Raw genomic sequence first — 18,563 nt, forward strand, 5'->3', positions numbered from 1 at the left:
GGCGTATGCACCAGACCTCTGCTCACGAAACCGTTGTCGCCGTCCTGCCCGCCCTATTCCCAATCCCGCGCATTGCGCAGCCGGATGCCGCTGACATGCAGGCCGGTATTCCCAAGGCTCTTCAGCGGCCGCAAGCTGTCGACTACCCGCAGCTCCACCCCGCGCGGCGCAAACTCCCGGTCGAGGCGCGAGATCGCAGTTCGCTCGATGGGAACGACGCGTGTACGGGCGACCCACATGCCTGCATCGCCGAGATCCTCGAAATCCTCGACCGGCAGCTCGTAGCGATGGATCGTCTCCGCTTCGAGCTTTTCCAGCCACTGGCGCTCGATGAAGGCGGCAGCCCGCCAGTCGCCGAGCCAGTGCCGCCGCTCGGCTCCGGACGTCTCGGAGGTTGCCCATATCAGGATGCGCGGGCAATCGCGGGGAAAGAGATACATGAAGTCATGGTCAGCGTCGATCGCCCAGACGAGCGGAGCGTTCAGCCATTCCTTGCCCGCTGGGCGGGCCGAGGGAATGCGAACCCGGCGCGGCTCGAAGGCTGCAATGTCGGGACCATCACTGAAATGGAAAAGACGCATGGCAATGGATCGCCGCTGATCGGAGTGACCGGCATAATGTGAAGCGGAATATTTGTCACCGCTGCATGTATAGCATGCCGGATGGCTCAGCATCGGACAAGCTCGCCTACCTCTCCTCCTCATTCCTGTGCCCGTCACAGGAATCCAGCCACCGCGCGTCTGCGCGGTGAATGACTCACGCAGAATGAAAGGAGTCTTCCGCGCCCAAGGACTTGAGCTTGCTGGATCTCTGTGACCTCCCTCGGGCAAAGCCCTGAGGCCACAGGGATGAGGGAGATTGACGTGAATGTTCGCGCCAAACTTGATCGTAGAAATGGAAAGCGCTGGTCGGACAATATCCGTCAAGCCGAACGCTTGTCACCGTTGCCGGCAGCAGCGATCAGCCGTTACCGGCCAGCAACCGCTTGGCGGCCGCCCTCGCCTCCTCCGTCACCGAAGCGCCGGCGAGCATGCGGGCGATTTCTTCGGTGCGGTCCTTCTGCGCCATCGTCGCGACGCGAGTGGCGATCTTTTCGGAACCTTCGGCCGCCGGCCCCTTGGAGATCAGCAGGTGCGTCGCCGCCCGGGCTGCGACCTGCGGCGCATGCGTGACCGATAGCACCTGCACCCGATCAGAGAGCCGCTTCAGCCGCTGGCCGATCGCATCGGCCACAGCACCGCCGACACCGGTATCAATTTCGTCGAAGACGAGCGTCGGCGCGGACCCGCGATCGGCGAGCGCCACCTTCAGCGCCAGCAGGAAACGCGACAATTCGCCGCCGGAGGCGACCTTCATGATCGAGCCGGGGCGCGTGCCGGGATTGGTCTGGACATGGAACTCGACGACGTCGATGCCTTCGGGCAGCGCCTCCTGCGCATCCGTGGTGATCTCGACCATGAAACGAGCGCGTTCGAGCTTCAGAGCTGGCAGTTCGGCCATCACGGCGGCAGCCAGCGCGGCGCCGGCCTGATGGCGCTTGTCGGAAAGCGAGCGCGCCGCCGAATCGTAATTCTCTCGCGCCAGACCGACCTCCGCTTCCAGACGCGCAAGCCGCTCCTCGCCCGCATCGAGGTCGGCAAGATCGGCGATCATGCGCACCGCCAGCGCCGGCAGCTCGGTGACCGGCACGGAATATTTGCGCGACGCGGCTCTGAGCGCGAAAAGCCGCTCCTCCACCCGCTCCAGCTCCCTGGGATCGTATTCGGTTTTGCGCAGCGCTGCCTCGACTTCCATCTGCGCATTGGAAAGCTGGTCGAGCGCGGCATCGAGCAGCGTCACCGTCTCCTCGAGCAGCCCGGGCGCTTCATGGCTCTTGCGTTCCAGTCGGCGCACCAGCGAGGCGATATGCGGCACCGGCGAGGCATTGCCGTTGAGGAATTCGGAGGCTTCGGCGATGTCGCCGGCGATTCGCTCTGCCTTCATCATCCTCTGCCGGCTTTCGGCGAGTTCTTCTTCCTCACCGTCTTGCGGCGAAAGCTTCTCGAGCTCCTCGACAGAGGAACGCAGATAGTCAGCCTCGCGCGCCGCGCTTTCCACCTTCTCGCGGTGTTTCTTCAGCGTCCGTTCGCTGTCGCGCCACAGACGATACAGCCGGGACACCTCAGCGACTTCATCAGTAAGGCCGCCGAAGGCATCGAGCAGGTTGCGGTGGGCATTGGTGTCGACAAGAGCGCGATCATCGTGCTGGCCGTGGATCTCGACCAGCATCTGGCCGGCCTGGCGCATCAGCTGCACACTGACCGGCTGGTCGTTGACATAGGCCTTGGTGCGCCCATCGGCTGATTGTTGACGGCGGAAGATCAGGTCGCCATCGTCGTCTATGCCGTTTTCACGCAGGAGCACCCGCGCCCCGTGGTCCATGCCGACATCGAACACCGCCGTCACCTGGCCCCTGTCTTCGCCATGGCGCACCAGACCGCCATCACCGCGCCCGCCGAGCGCCAGCGACAGACTGTCGAGCAGGATGGATTTGCCCGCTCCCGTCTCGCCCGTCAGCACGGAAAGGCCGGTCTCGAAGGCAAGATCCAGCCGCTCGATCAGGACGATATCGCGGATCGAAAGCTGGATCAGCATGGGACTTAGGAACCGAGCAGGAGTTTCTTGCCTGCCGCAGCGATCCACGAGCCCTTGTTCTCACGCGGCTCGGCGCCACCCGTCTGCAGCAGCTTGTAGGAATCGGCGTACCACTGGCTGTCCGGATAGTTGTGACCAAGAACGGCTGCCGCGGTCTGCGCCTCGTCGACGATACCCATGGCGTAATAAGCCTCGACGAGACGGGCCAGGGCCTCTTCGATCTGGTTCGTGTTCGGATACTTCTCGACGACGATGCGGAAGCGCGAAATTGCGGCGAGATATTCCTTCCGCTCCATATAGTAACGGCCGATCTGCATTTCCTTGCCGGCGAGCTGATCACGGGCGTAGCGGATCTTCGCCTGGGCATCGTCGACATATTCGGAGTTCGGATAATTGTCGACGACCGCCTGCATCGCCTCGATCGTCTTGGCCGAGGCGCGCTGGTCCTGGGTGACGTCGACGATCTGTTTGGAATAGGTGAGACCGATGAGATACTGCACATAGGCAGCGTCCTGAGACTTCGGATATTGCGACATGTAACGGTTGCCCGACGCAAGCGCATCATCGAGCTTGCCCTGGCGGTATTTGACGAAGGTGCTCATCACAAGCGCCTTGCGCGCCCATTCGGAGAATGGGTTCTCGCGATCGATCGCATCGAACTTGCGCGACGCTTCCGCCATGTTGCCCGCCTTCATATTGGCAAGGCCCTGGGTGTAGAGCACGTCAGGCGGATCGGTTTCGAGGCCAAGCTTGGTGATGTCGATATCGGGATCCGACTGGCAGCCGGAGATCGAGGCGCCTGCGCTAAGCACCAGAAGCGATGCGAACAAAGCGCGCGCTGTCTTCATCATACCTTCAGATCCTGCATAAGCCATTCAAAAGAACCCCACTGCCGCCGCTCGCTCCACGACAGCCACGCCTCGCTGGCGTTTCTAGCCACAAATGTGCATCAAGAGCAACGCAATGATAAGGCATTAACGCATTTTTGTGGCAGCCGCCGCCGGATTGGCCGGCTTTTCATCTTCTTGCCGATCTGTTGCAGCAGCGCATCTGCAAGAAATGCCTGTTGCCGCCAGTGCGACCGGATATAAAAAAACCGCCTCCGGGAAAGAGGCGGCCTGGTCTTGAGAATATGCTGGAGGTCATGCCGACCAGGGAGTGAATTCCGAAGCGCTGACGGCGATCAGCTCACGAGCGGCGACGCGCTGGCGCGGCGTCGAAGTCTCGACCACCTCGTAGGCAGAGGGATCGGCGAGCAGCGCCTTCAAAGCATTGGCATTCATCTTGTGGCCGCCACGATAGGATCGGTAGCAACCGATGAACTGGACGCCGGCGAGAGACAGGTCGCCAACGGCATCAAGCGTCTTGTGGCGGACAAACTCGTCCTTGGCGTATCGCAGGCCTTCGACATTGATGACCGTATTGTCGTCCGAGATGACGACGGAATTTTCAAGCGAAGAACCGAGCGCATGGCCCGATGCCCAGAGACGCTCGACATCACGCATGAAGCCGAAGGTGCGGGCGCGAGAAAGTTCGGACTTGAAGACGGCGGCGCTTATGTCGCCGACCCACTTCTGCCGGCCGATCAGCGGGCATTCGAAATCGATCTCGACTTCGAAGCGCGTGCCGTCGTAGGGACGGAATTCGCTCCAGGAGCCGCCATGCTCGATCCGCACCGGCTTGGTGATGCGGATATAACGACGCTTGACGCCGAGCGAGACGAGACCGGCCTGCTCGATCGCTTCGACGAAGGGCAGCGAACTGCCGTCCATGATCGGCATTTCTGCGCCCTGCACCTCGATGATGACATTGTCGAGGCCGAGCGCATAGACGGCGGCCATGACATGTTCAATCGTCGCGATTGAACGCGTGGGTGAGAAACCGAGCACCGTGCAGAGGTCTGTATTGCCGACCTGCGAGGAGACGGCCTTCAGTTCGGTGATGTCGCCATTATCGTGCAGGCGCTGGAAAACGACGCCGGTGTCCGCTTCGGCCGGGTTCAGCGTGATCGAGACATTCGCACCCGAATGAACGCCGATGCCCGAGAGCGTCACGGGACGCGAAACCGTCGTTTGAAAACCCAGCAAGCCAATTGCCATAAAATCTGCCTTTATTTTTCCGCTCCAGCGGCTTGTCCCACGGCGCGGTTATCATTCCTTCTGCAGAAAGAGTCTCGTCCAGACGACTCCCAGCGCAGTTTTCTTGCGCCATATTTACGTGCGCCGGCGCTCCAATCCAAATCACTGTTTCTTTCGTTTTGTTACGAAGTCACACGGTTGATATCGCTCAAGAATTCCCGGCCGAAAAACAGCAATGCCCGGGACCTGGATCCCGGGCATGAACGGTGCCGATGCCCCGATATTTCAGTTCGACTGGCGGCGCAGGAATGCCGGAATTTCCAGCTGATCGTCTTCCTGCATCATGCGAGCCTGCGGAACCGCGCGACCCTGATCGTCGAGATTGCCGCGACGCGGCGCATAGAGGCTTGCTTCCGGCGACAACGGACGGCGCTGCTGTGACGCGGCCGGCGGTGCGGCGGTCATGTCGGCGGCAACGGCGTCATCGTCGCGGCGGCCAAGCGAATTGGTGATTCGCTTGAGCAGGCCCATCGGGCCGCGCTCTTCCTGGCTATGCGCGGAAGCCGGCTGCGTGCGATGGTCGAGTTCAGCCTGGACGACCGGCGGGAAATCCTCGACCTTCGGCATGCGCACCGGTTCAGCCGCCTGCCGGATAACCGGCTCCTGTCGGACCGGCTGCTGCTGGATGGGCTGCTGCTGGACGGGCTGCTGCTGGACGGGCTGGCTTATCACCGGCTGGCTCATTACCGGCGCCGGAGCCTGCTGCTGCACCTGCGGACGGATCGCCGGAGCTTCCTGTGCAGGCGCGAAAATCTTGCTCTGCGGGCGGAAGACTTCCTGCTGCGCAGCAGGCTGCTGGACGGGTGCTGCGGCACGCGGGGCCGAAATTTCGAGCTCACGTTCCATCTCGGCTTGGCGGATGGTCTGCGCGATCGGATCGATGGCCTTCGGTGCCTGCATCACCGGGGCAGGCTGAACTGCGGCCGCTGCCGGAGCAACAGCCGCGGAGGGACGGATAGCGGGCCTGGCGGCCGGCTGGAAGTTGCGCTCGGCGGCTTCGCTGATCGCCCGGTCGATACCGGTCGCGACGACCGAGACGCGAATGATGCCTTCGAGCGATTCGTCGAAGGTGGCGCCGAGGATGATGTTGGCGTCCGGATCGACTTCTTCGCGGATGCGGGTCGCAGCTTCGTCGACTTCGAAGAGGGTGAGGTCGCGACCGCCCGTGATGGAGATCAGCAGGCCCTGCGCACCCTTCATCGAGGTTTCGTCGAGCAGCGGGTTGGCGATTGCCGCTTCGGCTGCCTGGAGTGCGCGGCCGGAGCCGGAGGCTTCGCCGGTGCCCATCATCGCGCGGCCCATCTCGCGCATCACCGAGCGGACGTCGGCGAAGTCGAGGTTGATGAGGCCTTCCTTGACCATCAGGTCGGTGATGCAGGCGACGCCTGAATAGAGAACCTGGTCGGCCATGGCAAAAGCATCGGCGAAGGTCGTCTTGTCGTTGGCGATGCGGAAGAGGTTCTGGTTCGGAATGACGATCAGCGTGTCGACAGACTTCTGCAGTTCCTGGATGCCCATCTCGGCCAGACGCATGCGGCGGCCGCCTTCGAAATGGAACGGCTTGGTGACGACGCCGACCGTCAGGATGCCCTTGTTGCGGGCTGCCTGCGCGACGACGGGCGCAGCGCCGGTGCCGGTGCCGCCGCCCATGCCCGCGGTGACGAAGCACATATGCGTGCCGTTCAGGTGATCAATGATCTCGTCGATGCACTCTTCGGCGGCCGCACGGCCGACTTCCGGCTGCGAGCCGGCGCCGAGGCCTTCGGTGACGTTGGCGCCGAGCTGGATGATGCGCTCGGCCTTCGTCATCGTCAGCGCCTGCGCGTCCGTGTTGGCAACGACGAAGTCGACGCCCTGGAGGCCTGCGGTGATCATGTTGTTGACGGCGTTGCCGCCGCCGCCGCCGACGCCGAACACGGTGATGCGCGGCTTCAGCTCGGTGATGTCAGGCTTTTGCAGCTTGATGGTCATGGTACCTGTTCCTTCTCTCTCTGGCCGCATCGCCACGCCGGCCAATTACGCAAATTTCAGAAGCTTTCCTTCAGCCACTGGCCCATGCGGGCTATGCGGCTGTTATTTCCCCCAAGCGACATGAGCAGACCGCTCTGTGACGCATGTGTCTCCATGTCCGCGACCTGCGGATAAATCATCAGGCCGACGGCCGTCGAAAAGGCCGGGCCCTTGGCCGCCGTCGGCAGTCCCGAGACGCCCATCGGACGGCCGATGCGGACGTTGCGGGCCAGAATGCGCCGCGCCACCTCGGCAAGGCCGGTCAGCTGGCTCGCGCCTCCCGTCAACACGACGCGTTTTCCGACGATCGGGCTGAAGCCGGAACGCTGGATCCGGTCGCGGATCAGTTCCATCGTCTCTTCGATTCGGGCTGATACGATGCGCGAAACCAGCGCCCGCGGCACCTGAGACGGCTGGTCGCGATCGTCCTCGCCGATTGGCGGGATCGAGATCAGCTCGCGCTCATCGGAGGAATTCAAGAGTGCGGAGGCATGCACGACCTTCAGCCGCTCTGCATCCTCGATGCGGGTCGAAAGGCCGCGCGCTAGGTCGGTGGTGACATGATGGCCGCCGAGGCCGACGGCATCGGTATGAACGAGCTTCCCTTCGGCAAAGACCGAAATCGTCGTCGTGCCGCCGCCCATGTCGATCGCCGCGCAGCCGAGTTCGACCTCATCGTCGACGAGAGCCGCAAGACCGGATGCATAGGGGGTCGCCACAATGCCCTCGACCGACAGATGCGCGCGGTTGACGCTGAGTTCCAGATTCTTCAGCGCCGAGCGCTCCGCGGTCACGACATGCATGTCGACGCCGAGCGCATCGCCGTACATTGCCAGCGGGTCGCGGATGCCGCGCTCGCCGTCGAGCGAGAAGCCGGTCGCCAGCGAATGCAGCACCGAACGGTCCTGGCGCAGCGACTGCTGACAAGCGGCCGACAGCACCTTCTTCAAATCGTTGAGTTCGACTTCCTGGCCGCCCAGGTCGATCGTCGCGGTGTAGATGTCGCTGCCGAGGCGGCCGGCCGTCAGGTTGACGATCAGGCTTTCGACGGTCAGCCCCGCCATCCGCTCCGCCGCATCCACGGCAAGACGGATGACGCCTTCCAACGCGTCGAGATCGGCGATGACGCCGGTCTTGATGCCGCGGGAGCGCTGATGGCCGATACCGATGATCTCGATATTGTGCGTGCGGCCCGGCAGGATCTGGCTTTCCTCGCGCGGCGTCAGCCGGCCGATCATGCAGACGACCTTGGTCGAGCCGATGTCGAGCACCGAAACGACATGCGAGCGCTTCGACGAAAGCGGCTTCAGGCGCGGCAATCCGAAATGGGATGAACCGAACAAGCTCATATATTCTGCCCCGCCTTCTTCAATTCCTTGGTACGCTCCGTTACCGCCGCCTGCCGGCGGACCGCCGCTTCCGGTGTCAGCTGGATCGCGGTCCTGTCGGGCAATCTCAGATCGATCGCGGCGATGTCCCGCTCCAGGAGCTGATGCTCCCTGTCGAACTTCGAAAGCGTCGCCAGCGCCTGATCGATGCCGTCTTCCGGCAGCTTGACGATGACGCCGTTATCCATGTGCAGATCCCAACGACGGCCCGATATCCACACATAGGCCTTCACGCGGGCCTTCACGTCGGGCCACTTCGAGAAGGCGTCGCCGAGCGAAGCCGCCGCGGTCTCGGCGTCGCGACCGACGACGAGCGGCAGCGACGAAAACTTGTTGTCACGCAGTGGCGCAATAACGCTGCCGTTCTTCTCGATGAGCGAAAGCTCCTGCCCGTGCTGCCAGATCGCATAGGCCTCACGCTCCTTGAGCTTCACTTCGATCGTCCTCGGATAGACCTTTCGAACCTCGACATTCTCGACCCACGGAAGGTGCGCGATCTTCCGGCGGGCCGCATCGACGTCGAGCGCGACCAGCGAGGTCGTGCCGTCGAGACCGATCAGCTGCAGGATCTCGATTTCGGAGGTTTCCGAATTGCCGGAGACTTTTACGTCCTCGATCGCAAAACCTGCGGCCGTCGTCGTGGCCTGCGCGACGGCTTCAGTGTGACCGCCGAGCGACATGCCGTAGAGGCCGGTCGCAACCAGGAAGGCAAGCGCCGACACCGTCCCGGTATGGGCCGGAATGTAGATGCGGCCGCTGCCGAGACTGATCAGGAAACGGGTGACGCGGCGCAGCGGACGCGGCAGCACGAACCGCTCTTCGGCCTCCACGATCGGAAGCACGGCATGATGGCTGGGGCGCCCTATCCTTTTGACCGTCAACGCAAACAAGACGCGTCCTCCACCATCCACCGGAGAAACTCACCAAAGGAATAGCCGGCATGACCGGCCATTTCGGGCACGAGCGAGGTAGGAGTCATGCCTGGCTGGGTATTGACCTCCAGCCAGATGATCTCGCCGTCTTCGGAGAAACGATCGTCGTAACGAAAGTCGGACCGACTGACGCCGCGACAACCGATTGCCTGATGCGCCCTTAGGGCCAATGTTTGTATTTTTTGGTAAATATTCGGTGAAATTTTCGCCGGGATGACGTGTTTTGAACCGCCCGCAGCATATTTGGAATCGTAATCATAAAAATTGTGTCCCTGCGGCACCACCTCCGTGACACCGAGCGCAGTCTCGCCCATGACGCCGCAGGTGAGCTCGCGGCCGTAGACATAGCGTTCGACCAGCACTTCTTCGCCATAACGCCATTCGGGCGAACTGACGACCTGCGGCGGATGCGCCTGATCTTCGCTGACGATCACGACGCCGAAGCTCGAGCCCTCGCGCACAGGCTTCACCACATAAGGCGGCTTTATCGGATGCGTCGAAGGAAAGGCGAAACGGTTGATGACCTGCGATTCGGCGACAGGGATGCCGGCGGCGGCAGCGACACGCTTCGCCTTGTCCTTATCCATTGCCAGCGCCGAGGCAAGCACACCTGAATGCGTGTAGGGGATCTCCAGATATTCTAGGATGCCCTGGATGGTCCCGTCCTCACCGAACGGCCCATGTAGCGCATTGAAGACGACATCGGGCCTCAATGCCGCAAGCTTTTCAGAAACATCGCGGGCGACATCGATCGTGGTCACCTTGAAGCCTTCTGCTTCGAGTGCCTCTGCGCAAGCCTTTCCCGAGGAAAGGCTGACGGGCCTTTCCGAGGAAAATCCGCCCATCAGGACAGCAACATGCTTGCGACTCATCAACGCCCCCAAAAATAACTTCCACTTTTGAAATCGACGCTTGCGCGAAGCTGTCTACGTCGTTCGCGCCTTTGCCGGGCCTCACATGCATTAGAGCATCATTATGGTTAATGAAGTGTTTACTTTCGTTAACTGTTAGCCCGGAGTTTCGCGGCCTTTTAACATTTGCTCATTGTGCGACCGACCCATCGCCGTCCGGGAATGAACCTGCGCGGAGGTGAAAAAAGCCCCGCCGTTCAACGACATACCCGATTGCGCTCACCCGCGATGGAGATAGCCAGGGGAATCGGATGCAATCTCTCAGCCGGATACCGGCAACAGTGAGGCGGCGGCCGGCGTCTTGAATTCATTAATGCAGAGCGCCTCGGCGCGCGGGCGTCACCGCTTTTCTATTGATGCCGATAGCGCTTCCGGTTAGCGAAGGCGCATGGGTGAGCAGGGAGAAAATCATGCGATGCCTCGTCACCGGCGCTGCCGGCTTCGTCGGTAGTCCGCTTGTCAAACGGCTGCACACAGACAAGACTTGCGAGCTCGTGGCCACCACGAGATCCAAGACCTCTGCCTTTCCGTCTGAGGTAGCGCATTTTCCGATTGAAATTACCGACGGAACCGACTGGACGGCCGCGCTTGAAGGCGTCGACGTCATCATCCATCTCGCCGCCCGCGTTCACATCATGGACGACCGCGCAGCCGATCCGCTGGCGGAATTCCGCCGGGTCAACACCGCCGCCGCGCTCAATCTCGCCGAACAGGCCGCCCGCGCCGGCGTGAAGAGATTCGTCTTCGTCAGCACCATCAAGGTCAACGGAGAAGAGAACGACCGGCCGTTCCGGCACGACGACACACCGAAGCCGATTGATCCCTACGGCATTTCGAAGCTGGAATGCGAAATCGGCCTGCGCGAAATCGCGGCACGCACCGGCATGGAAGTCGTCATCATCCGCCCGCCGCTGGTCTATGGCCCCGGCGCACGCGGCAACTTCGCGCTTCTCGTCAATCTTGTCCGCAAGAAGCTGCCACTCCCCTTCGCTTCACTGAAGAACCGCCGCACATTGGTCGCGGTGCAAAATCTCGTCGATCTGATCATCGCCTGCATTGACCATCCCGCCGCCGCGGGCGAGACTTTCCTTGCCGGAGATGGCGAGGACCTCTCGACGCCTGAGCTCATCAGGGGAGTTGCCGCAGGGCTCGGCGTCAAGCCGATGCTGGTCCCCGTCCCGCCTGCGCTGCTGCACATGGCGGCGAAGGCAGCCGGGAAGGAAGCCGTCTACCAGCGCCTTTGCGGTTCGCTACAGGTCGACATATCCCGGGCGCGTGAGGTTCTGGGCTGGTCGCCCGTCGTCACCCCGCGCGATGGGCTGAAACTGGCAGTGAAGTAGGCCCTATTCGCTCGTCACGCCCTGGAACGGGCGCACTTCCCGGCCGGGCATGAAGACGCCGAGGCGCTTGATTTCCCATTCGAGCTTGATGCCGTCTTTCTCGAAGACCTCACGGCGAACCTGCTCGCCGAGATATTCGAGATCATAGCCGGTCGCCTGGCCCATGTTGATCATGAAGTTGCAGTGAAGCGATGACATCTGCGCACCGCCGATCACCAAGCCGCGGCAGCCGGCTTCGTCGATCAGCTTCCAAGCGGAATGGCCGGGCGGGTTCTTGAAGGTCGAACCGCCGGTTTTCTCACGCACCGGCTGCACCGTCTCGCGGTGATTGCGTACAGCGTCCATTTCGGCGCGGATCTGGGCGCGATCTTCCGGATAGCCCTCGAACAGGACCGAGGTGAAGATCAGATCGGCGGGTGCCTTTGAATGCCGGTAGGAATAACCCATCTCCGCATTGGAAAGCACATGCTTGTTGCCCTTGCGGTCGACGGCGTTAACCTCGATCAGCCGCTCACGCGTCTCGACACCGTTGGCGCCGGCATTCATCCGCGCCGCGCCGCCGATACCGCCCGGAATGCCGTAGAAGAAATGGAAGCCGCCGATGCCGTTGTCCATCGCCATTGCCGCGACGTGTTTGTCGGGGCAGATGGCGCCGGCGAGGATGCGGTTTTCGCCGGCAAGCTCGACGAAGCCGAAGCCTTTGGCCGAGAGGCGCAGCACAACGCCTGGAATGCCGCCGTCGCGCACCAGGATGTTGGAGCCGACGCCGACCACCGTCAGAGGTACCTCTTCCGGCAATATCTTCAGGAAGGCAATGAGGTCGTCGACGTCATGCGGCTGGAACATCAGTTCGGCGAGGCCGCCGGCCCTGAACCAGGTGACGCGATCCATGGGGGCATCCGGCGTGATACGGCCGCGGATATCCTTTACACCGTCTCCGAGAGACGCCAGAAGCTTTTCCCCATTCACCTGTTTCATGCGGACTTTCCCGATAGACCTTCCAGTTGCTTGGGCAGTGCTGCCGCCCATGATGTGATGCTCCCAGCCCCCAACAGAACCACGAAATCACCAGGCTTTGCAACCTCCGCAACCATTTGCGGCAGAAGCTCCGCCGAAGCGAGGAAGCGGGCGTCGCGATGGCCGCCGGATTTAATCCGCGAGACGAGCGACATGGAGTCGATCCCTTCGATCGCATCCTCGCCTGCCGCATAAACGGGCGCCAGGAAAATGCTGTCGGCGTCGTTGAAGCAGGCGGCGAATTCCTCGAACAGGCTCGCGAGACGCGTGTAACGATGCGGTTGATGGACGGCGATGATGCGCCCCTTGCAGGATTCACGGGCCGCCTTCAGCACCGCCTTGATCTCCACCGGATGGTGGCCGTAGTCGTCGAAGATCTGCACCCCGTTCCATTCGCCGGTCAGAGTGAAGCGACGCTTGACGCCGCCGAAGGAAGAAAGCCCCTTGGCGATATCTTCACTCGAGATGCCAAGTCGGTTGGCGACCGCGATCGCCGCCGTGGCGTTCGATATATTGTGGCGGCCGGGCATCGGCATGACCAGCCCCTTGAGCTCGGTCCTCTGGCCGGTGCGGCGACGGCGGATCTCGACGTCGAAGATCGAGCGCGTGCCGTCGATGCGCACATTCTTGAAACGCACGTCGGCTTGCGGGTTCTCGCCATAGGTGATGATCTTGCGGTCTTCGATGCGGCCGACCAACGCCTGCACCTCGGGATGGTCGAGGCACATCACGCCGAAGCCGTAGAACGGCACGTTTTCGACGAATTGCCGGAAGGCGGCACGCACGGCGTCGAAACTGCCATAATGGTCGAGGTGCTCCGGGTCAATATTGGTGATGACGGCGACATCGGCTGGAAGTTTCAGGAAGGTGCCGTCGGATTCGTCGGCCTCGACCACCATCCACTCGCCCTCGCCCATGCGGGCGTTGGTGCCGTAGGCGTTGATGATGCCGCCGTTGATGACGGTCGGATCGAGCCCGCCGGCTTCGAGCAGGGTGGCGACCAGCGAGGTGGTCGTCGTCTTGCCGTGGGTGCCGCCAATGGCGATCGCATTGCGGAAGCGCATCAGCTCGGCGAGCATTTCGGCGCGGCGTACCACCGGCAGCAGCTTTTCACGCGCGGCGATAAGTTCCGGATTGGTCTTCTTGATCGCCGTCGAAACGACCACAACTTCGGCATCACCGAGATTTTCGGCGCGATGGCCGACGAATACCTCAATGCCTTTGTCGCGCAGTCGCTGCACATTGGCGCTGTCGGATTGATCCGATCCCTGCACCTTGTGCCCGAGATTGTGCAGCACTTCGGCAATGCCGCTCATGCCGATGCCGCCAATGCCGATAAAATGGACGAGACCGATCGCCTTCGGCAGTTTCATGCGCGTGTCCTCTTGAATTCTGAGACTGTCTTGCCGGCGGCAATAGCCTCAACCATGTCGGCAAGCAAGTTCGCCGCATTCGGTTTCCCGGCGAGCCTGGCCGCCGCCGCCATCTGCGAAAGCTTGTCCGGATCGTTCATCACATGGCTCAGTATAGAGGCGATACGCTCAGGTGAAAGCTCAGACTGAGAGATCACCTTCGCCCCCCCGGTCGCAGCCAGTGCTGCGGCGTTCGCCGCCTGATCATGGTCGAGCGCATGCGGATAGGGCACGAGAATGGCCGGGCGTCCGATGACGGAGATCTCCGAAACCGTCGAAGCGCCGGAGCGGCAGATCACCAGATGTGCCTGTGCAAGACGTTCCGCCATATCGTTGAAAAATGGCGCGATGTCGGCTCCCATCTCCAGCTTGGCGACACAGCCGCTGACCATTTCCAAATCCTCAGGGCGCACCTGCTGCGTCACCCTGAGCCGTGTGCGCAGACCGTCATCGAGAAGGCTGATCGCCGTCGGCATGGCCTTGGAAAAATACTGCGCGCCCTGGCTGCCGCCGAAAACGACGAGATTGAAGGGCTCACCGGGATGCGACGGCGTGTAAGGCTGCTCGGCTGCGGCAAGAATTGCCGGGCGCACGGGATTGCCTGTTGCAACCGTCTTATCGGAAAAAGCATCGCCACTTTCCGGCAGAAAGCCGCCGGCAATCGCCCTGACGCGCGGCGCCAGCGCCTTGTTGGCGCGGCCCATGACCGCATTCTGCTCATGCAGCATCGAGGCGACGCCGAGCCGCGTCGCGGCCAGCAGCGGCGGCACGGTGGGGTAACCGCCGAAGCCGACAACAATCACCGGCTTCAGCCGCTGGATCAGCCTTTTGGCCGCTCGAATGCCGCTCCACAGTGTCCACAGCGAGCGGGCGACGGCAACGGGGTTCTTCGAGCCGATCGTCGCCGACGGCACGACATGGATCTCCTCGGCCGGGAACTTGCCGGCGTAGCGTTCGGCCCGGCTGTCAGTGACGAGATGCACCGAATAACCACGCTCCCTCAGCTTGAAGGCCAGCGCCTCCGCCGGGAACACATGGCCGCCGGTCCCCCCGGCGGCAAGCAGCACGATGCCTTTGCTCATGACCTCTTACTCCGCGGGCATGCCGTGCGGGACGCGGAAGAGGCTCCGGTCCTGCGCACGTTTTTCCGGGCGGTGGCGCGTCAGCGCCAGAATGAAGCCGGCGGTGACGCAGATCGCCACCATGGACGAGCCGCCGTAGGAAATCAGCGGCAGCGTCATCCCCTTCGCCGGCAGCAGTTCAAGATTGACGCCGATGTTGATAATCGACTGAATGCCCATCTGCAGCACGAGGCCAGCGACGGCAAAGCGGTTGAAATCATTGCGCTCGCGATAGGCATGCGAGAGGCCGCGCAGCACCAGCGCGGAAAACAGCGCAACGAGCGCCATGCAGAAGACGATGCCGAATTCCTCGGCCGCGACCGAGAAGATGAAGTCGGTATGCGCATCCGGGATAATACGCTTGACGATGCCTTCGCCCGGCCCCTGACCGAACCAGCTGCCGCGGATGATCGCCTCACGCGCCGTGTCGATCTGGAACGTGTCACCTTCGCCGGTCATGAACTTGTCTATGCGCAGCGCAACGTGCGGAAAGACGTAGTAGGCGCTGAGCAGACCGCCGGCGCCGCCGATGCCGAGCAGCATGATCCAGATCCACGGCATGCCGGCCATGAAGAACATGCCACCCCAGACGGCGGTCGTCAGGATGGTTTGACCGAGGTCGGGCTGCGCGACCAGCAGCGCCGCAACGATGCCGAACAGAATGATGGCAAAGAGATTGCCGGGGATTTCAGGCTGACGCGCATGCTCGGCAAACAGCCAGGCGCAGACGACGACGAAAGCGGGCTTCATGAATTCCGACGGCTGGATTGAAAGGCCGGCGATCCAGATCCAGCGCCTGCCGCCCTTGACCTCCTGGCCGACGAAGAGAACCAGCACCATCATGGCGAGCGAAATGATCAGGAGCAGGATCGCGGTTCGCCGCACCTGGCGCGGCGTCAGGAACGACAGCCCGAGCATGACGGCGATCGACGGGATCATGAAGGCCGCATGACGCTTGACGAAATGGAAGGGTTCGAGCCCGATGCGCTCGGCAACAGCTGGAGATGCCGCAAACGACAGCATGAACCCGATGCCCATCAGGAATATGAACATCGCCAGGAAGAAGCGGTCGATGGTCCAGAACCAATCGGCCAGAGGCCCACGTTCCGCGCGGCTTACCATGTCATCTCTCTCCTGTTGCCGGACCGATCAGCATCATCATTCCGTCAAGGGCGGCCACATGGCTGACGAAGGCATCGCCCCTGACTTCGAAGTTCTTATACTGGTCGAAGCTTGCGCAAGCCGGGGATAACATCACGGCGGAAGCAGCAGCTTCGTCGCGCTCCGCATCGGCCGCCGCATGTGCGACTGCGCGCTCCAGCGTGCCGGAGATCTCGTAGGGCACGGCCTCGCCGAGTGTGGCGGCGAACTCCGCTGCCGCCTCGCCGATCAGATAGGCCTTGGCGATGCGCGGGAAATAGGGCACGAGCGTCGTGATGCCGCCAGCCTTCGGCAGGCCGCCGGCGATCCAGTAGATGCGATCATAGCTCGAAAGCGCCGGCGCCGCGGCATCGGCATTGGTCGCCTTGGAATCGTTGACGAAAACGACGCGGCCTCGTTTGCCCACAGGCTGCATACGGTGCTTGAGGCCGGGAAAGGAGGCAAGGCCCGAACGAATGTCGTCGGCGGAAACCCCGACGGCAAGGCAGGCGGCAACGGCCGCGGCGGCATTCTGGGCATTGTGGCTGCCGCGCAGCGTCTGAATGCCGTCGATCTCCGCAAAGGGCAGCATGGCGCCGCCGCCGGCCTTAACGAGCGTAGTGCCCTCGGCATAGATGCCCTCAGCCACCACGTTGCGGCGCGAAATCCGGACCACCTTGACACCTGCCCGCTCGATCCGGTCGGCGATCAGCGCCGAATGGCTGTCATCGATGCCGACGACTGCGACATCGCTGCCGGCGACCAGACGCTCCTTGATGTCGGCGTAGTGCTGCATTGTGCCATGGCGGTCGAGATGATCGGGCGTCAGGTTGAGCAGGATGCCCGCGGAGGGGTTCAGCGTCGGCGCCAGATCGATCTGATAGGAAGAGCATTCGATGACAAAATAACGCCCCGCCTTCGGCGGATCGAGCGTCAGCACCGCCGTGCCGATATTGCCGCCGAGCTGAGTGTCGTAGCCTGCGGATTTCAGGATGTGGGCGATCAGCGCCGTCGTCGTCGACTTGCCGTTGGTGCCGGTGATGGCGATGAAGGGGCAATCCGGCGCATGGGCGCGGCGTTCGCGCACGAAGAGCTCGACGTCGCCGACGATGTCGACGCCGGCCGCCCGCGCGAGGTCGACGGTCCAGTGCGGCTTGGGATGGGTGAGCGGCACGCCGGGGGACAGCACGAACAGCGCCTGCTGGCTCCAGTCGATGACGTGCAGATCCTCCGTCCGGATGCCTTCCGCCGAAGCCTTGGCGACGCTGTCGGGATTGTCGTCCCACGCGGTCACCTCGGCGCCGCCCGCGACGAGCGCGTGAGCAGTCGCAAAACCGGAGCCGCCGAGCCCGAAGAGCGCGACCTTCTTGTCCTTGAGCGTCGTGGCGGGGATCATCGCCGCCTCACCGGAGCTTCAGCGTCGAAAGGCCGAGCAGGGCCAGGCCGACGGCGATGATCCAGAAGCGGATCACCACCTGGCTCTCGGTCCAGCCCTTCTTCTCGAAATGATGATGGATCGGCGCCATCAGGAAGACGCGCCGGCCGGTCATCTTGAAGAAGCCGACCTGGATGATGACCGACAGCGTCTCAATGACGAAGAGGCCGCCGATGATCGCCATGACGATCTCATGCTTGGTGGCGACGGCAACGGTGCCGATCGTGCCGCCGAGCGCAAGCGAGCCGGTATCGCCCATGAAGATGGCGGCCGGCGGCGCGTTGAACCAGAGGAAGCCGAGGCCGGCGCCAATAACGGCGCCGAGCACGACGGCGAGCTCACCGGTGCCGGGCACGAAATTGATCTGCAGGTAGTTCGCAAACACCACATTGCCGGCGAGATAGGCGATGACGCCGAAGGAGGCGGCAGCGATCATGACTGGCACGATGGCAAGCCCGTCGAGGCCATCGGTCAGATTGACGGCATTGCCGGCGCCGACGATGACGAAGCCGCCGAAGACGACGAACATGATGCCGAGATTGATCAGGAAGTCCTTGAAGAAGGGAAAAGCGATGGAGGAACCGAAGGTCGAACCGGCGGTCCCCGATGCAAGGGCCGTGCGCATCATGAAATAGACCGCGATGCCGGCGATGACGAATTCGATGCCGAGACGCGCCTTGCCGGAAAAGCCTTTGTGACTCTGCTTGGTCACCTTGAGATAATCGTCATAGAAGCCGATTGCGCCGAAGCCCAGCGTCACCAGCAAGGTGGCGACGACATAGACGTTGGAAAGATCGGCCCAGAGCAGCGACGCCCCGACGATGCCGGCCAGGATCATCAGCCCGCCCATGGTCGGCGTGCCGGCCTTCTTGAAATGCGTCTGCGGCCCGTCCGCGCGGATCGGTTGCCCCTTGCCCTGCCGGATGCGCAGCGAATTGATGATCGTCGGCCCGAACAGGAAAACAATCAATGCGGAGGTGAAGAGAGCGGCCCCTGTGCGGAAAGTGATATATCTGAACAGATTCAGAAATTTGAAATATTCCGACAGTTCGACAAGCCAGATCAGCATTCAGGGCCCCTTGTTT

Annotated in this window: 15 protein-coding genes; 1 reads left to right on the forward strand and 14 read right to left on the reverse strand. The window is 62.5% G+C overall.

The features are described 5' to 3' along the window. Positions 1-53: 53 nt before the first annotated feature. The 8 genes from HJC00_RS10765 to HJC00_RS10800 all read right to left on the reverse strand — a co-directional run bounded on the left by HJC00_RS10765 (position 54) and on the right by HJC00_RS10800 (position 9,974). Positions 54-581, reverse strand: a complete 528-nt coding sequence (locus tag HJC00_RS10765) for a DUF6886 family protein (RefSeq protein WP_210630626.1) — start codon at positions 579-581, stop codon at positions 54-56. A gap of 379 nt (positions 582-960) precedes the next feature. Beyond that, positions 961-2,634 carry a DNA repair protein RecN gene (recN, locus tag HJC00_RS10770; protein WP_210630625.1) on the reverse strand — a complete coding sequence of 558 codons (1,674 nt, stop codon included), beginning with the start codon at positions 2,632-2,634 and terminating at the stop codon, positions 961-963. Positions 2,635-2,639: 5 nt separating this feature from the next. Continuing rightward, complete coding sequence (locus tag HJC00_RS10775) at positions 2,640-3,509, reverse strand: outer membrane protein assembly factor BamD (RefSeq protein WP_210630624.1); 870 nt, start codon at positions 3,507-3,509, stop codon at positions 2,640-2,642. Positions 3,510-3,776: 267 nt separating this feature from the next. Continuing rightward, the gene (gene lpxC, locus HJC00_RS10780; protein ID WP_210630623.1) at positions 3,777-4,733 is read right to left on the reverse strand and encodes a UDP-3-O-acyl-N-acetylglucosamine deacetylase; all 957 of its coding nucleotides are present in this window, start codon (positions 4,731-4,733) and stop codon (positions 3,777-3,779) included. Positions 4,734-4,997: 264 nt separating this feature from the next. Continuing rightward, positions 4,998-6,743: a cell division protein FtsZ gene (gene ftsZ, locus HJC00_RS10785; RefSeq protein WP_221164004.1), complete on the reverse strand. Its 1,746-nt coding sequence runs from the start codon at positions 6,741-6,743 to the stop codon at positions 4,998-5,000. Between the two features lie 56 nt (positions 6,744-6,799). Then, positions 6,800-8,131 (reverse strand): cell division protein FtsA, encoded by a 1,332-nt coding sequence (gene ftsA / locus HJC00_RS10790; RefSeq protein WP_064803798.1) that lies wholly within the window; start codon positions 8,129-8,131, stop codon positions 6,800-6,802. Then, complete coding sequence (locus HJC00_RS10795; protein WP_221164005.1) at positions 8,128-9,060, reverse strand: cell division protein FtsQ/DivIB; 933 nt, start codon at positions 9,058-9,060, stop codon at positions 8,128-8,130. The genes ftsA and HJC00_RS10795 overlap by 4 nt, the downstream gene beginning before the upstream one ends. Beyond that, positions 9,048-9,974 (reverse strand): D-alanine--D-alanine ligase, encoded by a 927-nt coding sequence (locus HJC00_RS10800; protein WP_221164006.1) that lies wholly within the window; start codon positions 9,972-9,974, stop codon positions 9,048-9,050. The genes HJC00_RS10795 and HJC00_RS10800 overlap by 13 nt, the downstream gene beginning before the upstream one ends. Before the next feature lie 449 nt (positions 9,975-10,423). Here HJC00_RS10800 and HJC00_RS10805 point away from each other — a divergent pair, with 449 nt between their 5' ends. Continuing rightward, entirely contained in the window at positions 10,424-11,353 is a 930-nt protein-coding gene (locus HJC00_RS10805) for an SDR family oxidoreductase (protein WP_221164007.1), read from the forward strand. A 3-nt stretch (positions 11,354-11,356) separates the two neighbouring features. On the opposite strand, the gene murB is transcribed toward HJC00_RS10805, so the two are convergent. From murB to mraY, 6 genes are read right to left on the reverse strand one after another with little or no spacing between them, the layout of a single operon-like run. After that, entirely contained in the window at positions 11,357-12,331 is a 975-nt protein-coding gene (gene murB / locus HJC00_RS10810) for a UDP-N-acetylmuramate dehydrogenase (RefSeq protein WP_064810823.1), read from the reverse strand. After that, on the reverse strand, positions 12,328-13,743 hold the full coding sequence (gene murC / locus HJC00_RS10815; RefSeq protein WP_210630618.1) for a UDP-N-acetylmuramate--L-alanine ligase: 1,416 nt from the start codon (positions 13,741-13,743) through the stop codon (positions 12,328-12,330). The genes murB and murC overlap by 4 nt, the downstream gene beginning before the upstream one ends. After that, positions 13,740-14,864 carry an undecaprenyldiphospho-muramoylpentapeptide beta-N-acetylglucosaminyltransferase gene (gene murG / locus HJC00_RS10820; protein ID WP_221164008.1) on the reverse strand — a complete coding sequence of 375 codons (1,125 nt, stop codon included), beginning with the start codon at positions 14,862-14,864 and terminating at the stop codon, positions 13,740-13,742. Before murG ends, murC begins: the two co-directional genes overlap by 4 nt. 6 nt (positions 14,865-14,870) lie before the next feature. Next, on the reverse strand, positions 14,871-16,025 hold the full coding sequence (ftsW, locus tag HJC00_RS10825; RefSeq protein ID WP_184459238.1) for a putative lipid II flippase FtsW: 1,155 nt from the start codon (positions 16,023-16,025) through the stop codon (positions 14,871-14,873). 1 nt (position 16,026) lies between these two features. Beyond that, positions 16,027-17,439: a UDP-N-acetylmuramoyl-L-alanine--D-glutamate ligase gene (murD, locus tag HJC00_RS10830; protein ID WP_221124058.1), complete on the reverse strand. Its 1,413-nt coding sequence runs from the start codon at positions 17,437-17,439 to the stop codon at positions 16,027-16,029. 7 nt (positions 17,440-17,446) lie between these two features. Beyond that, a complete protein-coding gene (mraY, locus tag HJC00_RS10835; protein ID WP_210630615.1) occupies positions 17,447-18,547 on the reverse strand; it encodes a phospho-N-acetylmuramoyl-pentapeptide-transferase in 1,101 nt (366 codons plus the stop codon). Positions 18,548-18,563: the final 16 nt, after the last annotated feature.

This window comes from Rhizobium sp. NLR22b (assembly GCF_019685295.1).
In the GTDB taxonomy this organism is placed as follows: domain Bacteria; phylum Pseudomonadota; class Alphaproteobacteria; order Rhizobiales; family Rhizobiaceae; genus Rhizobium.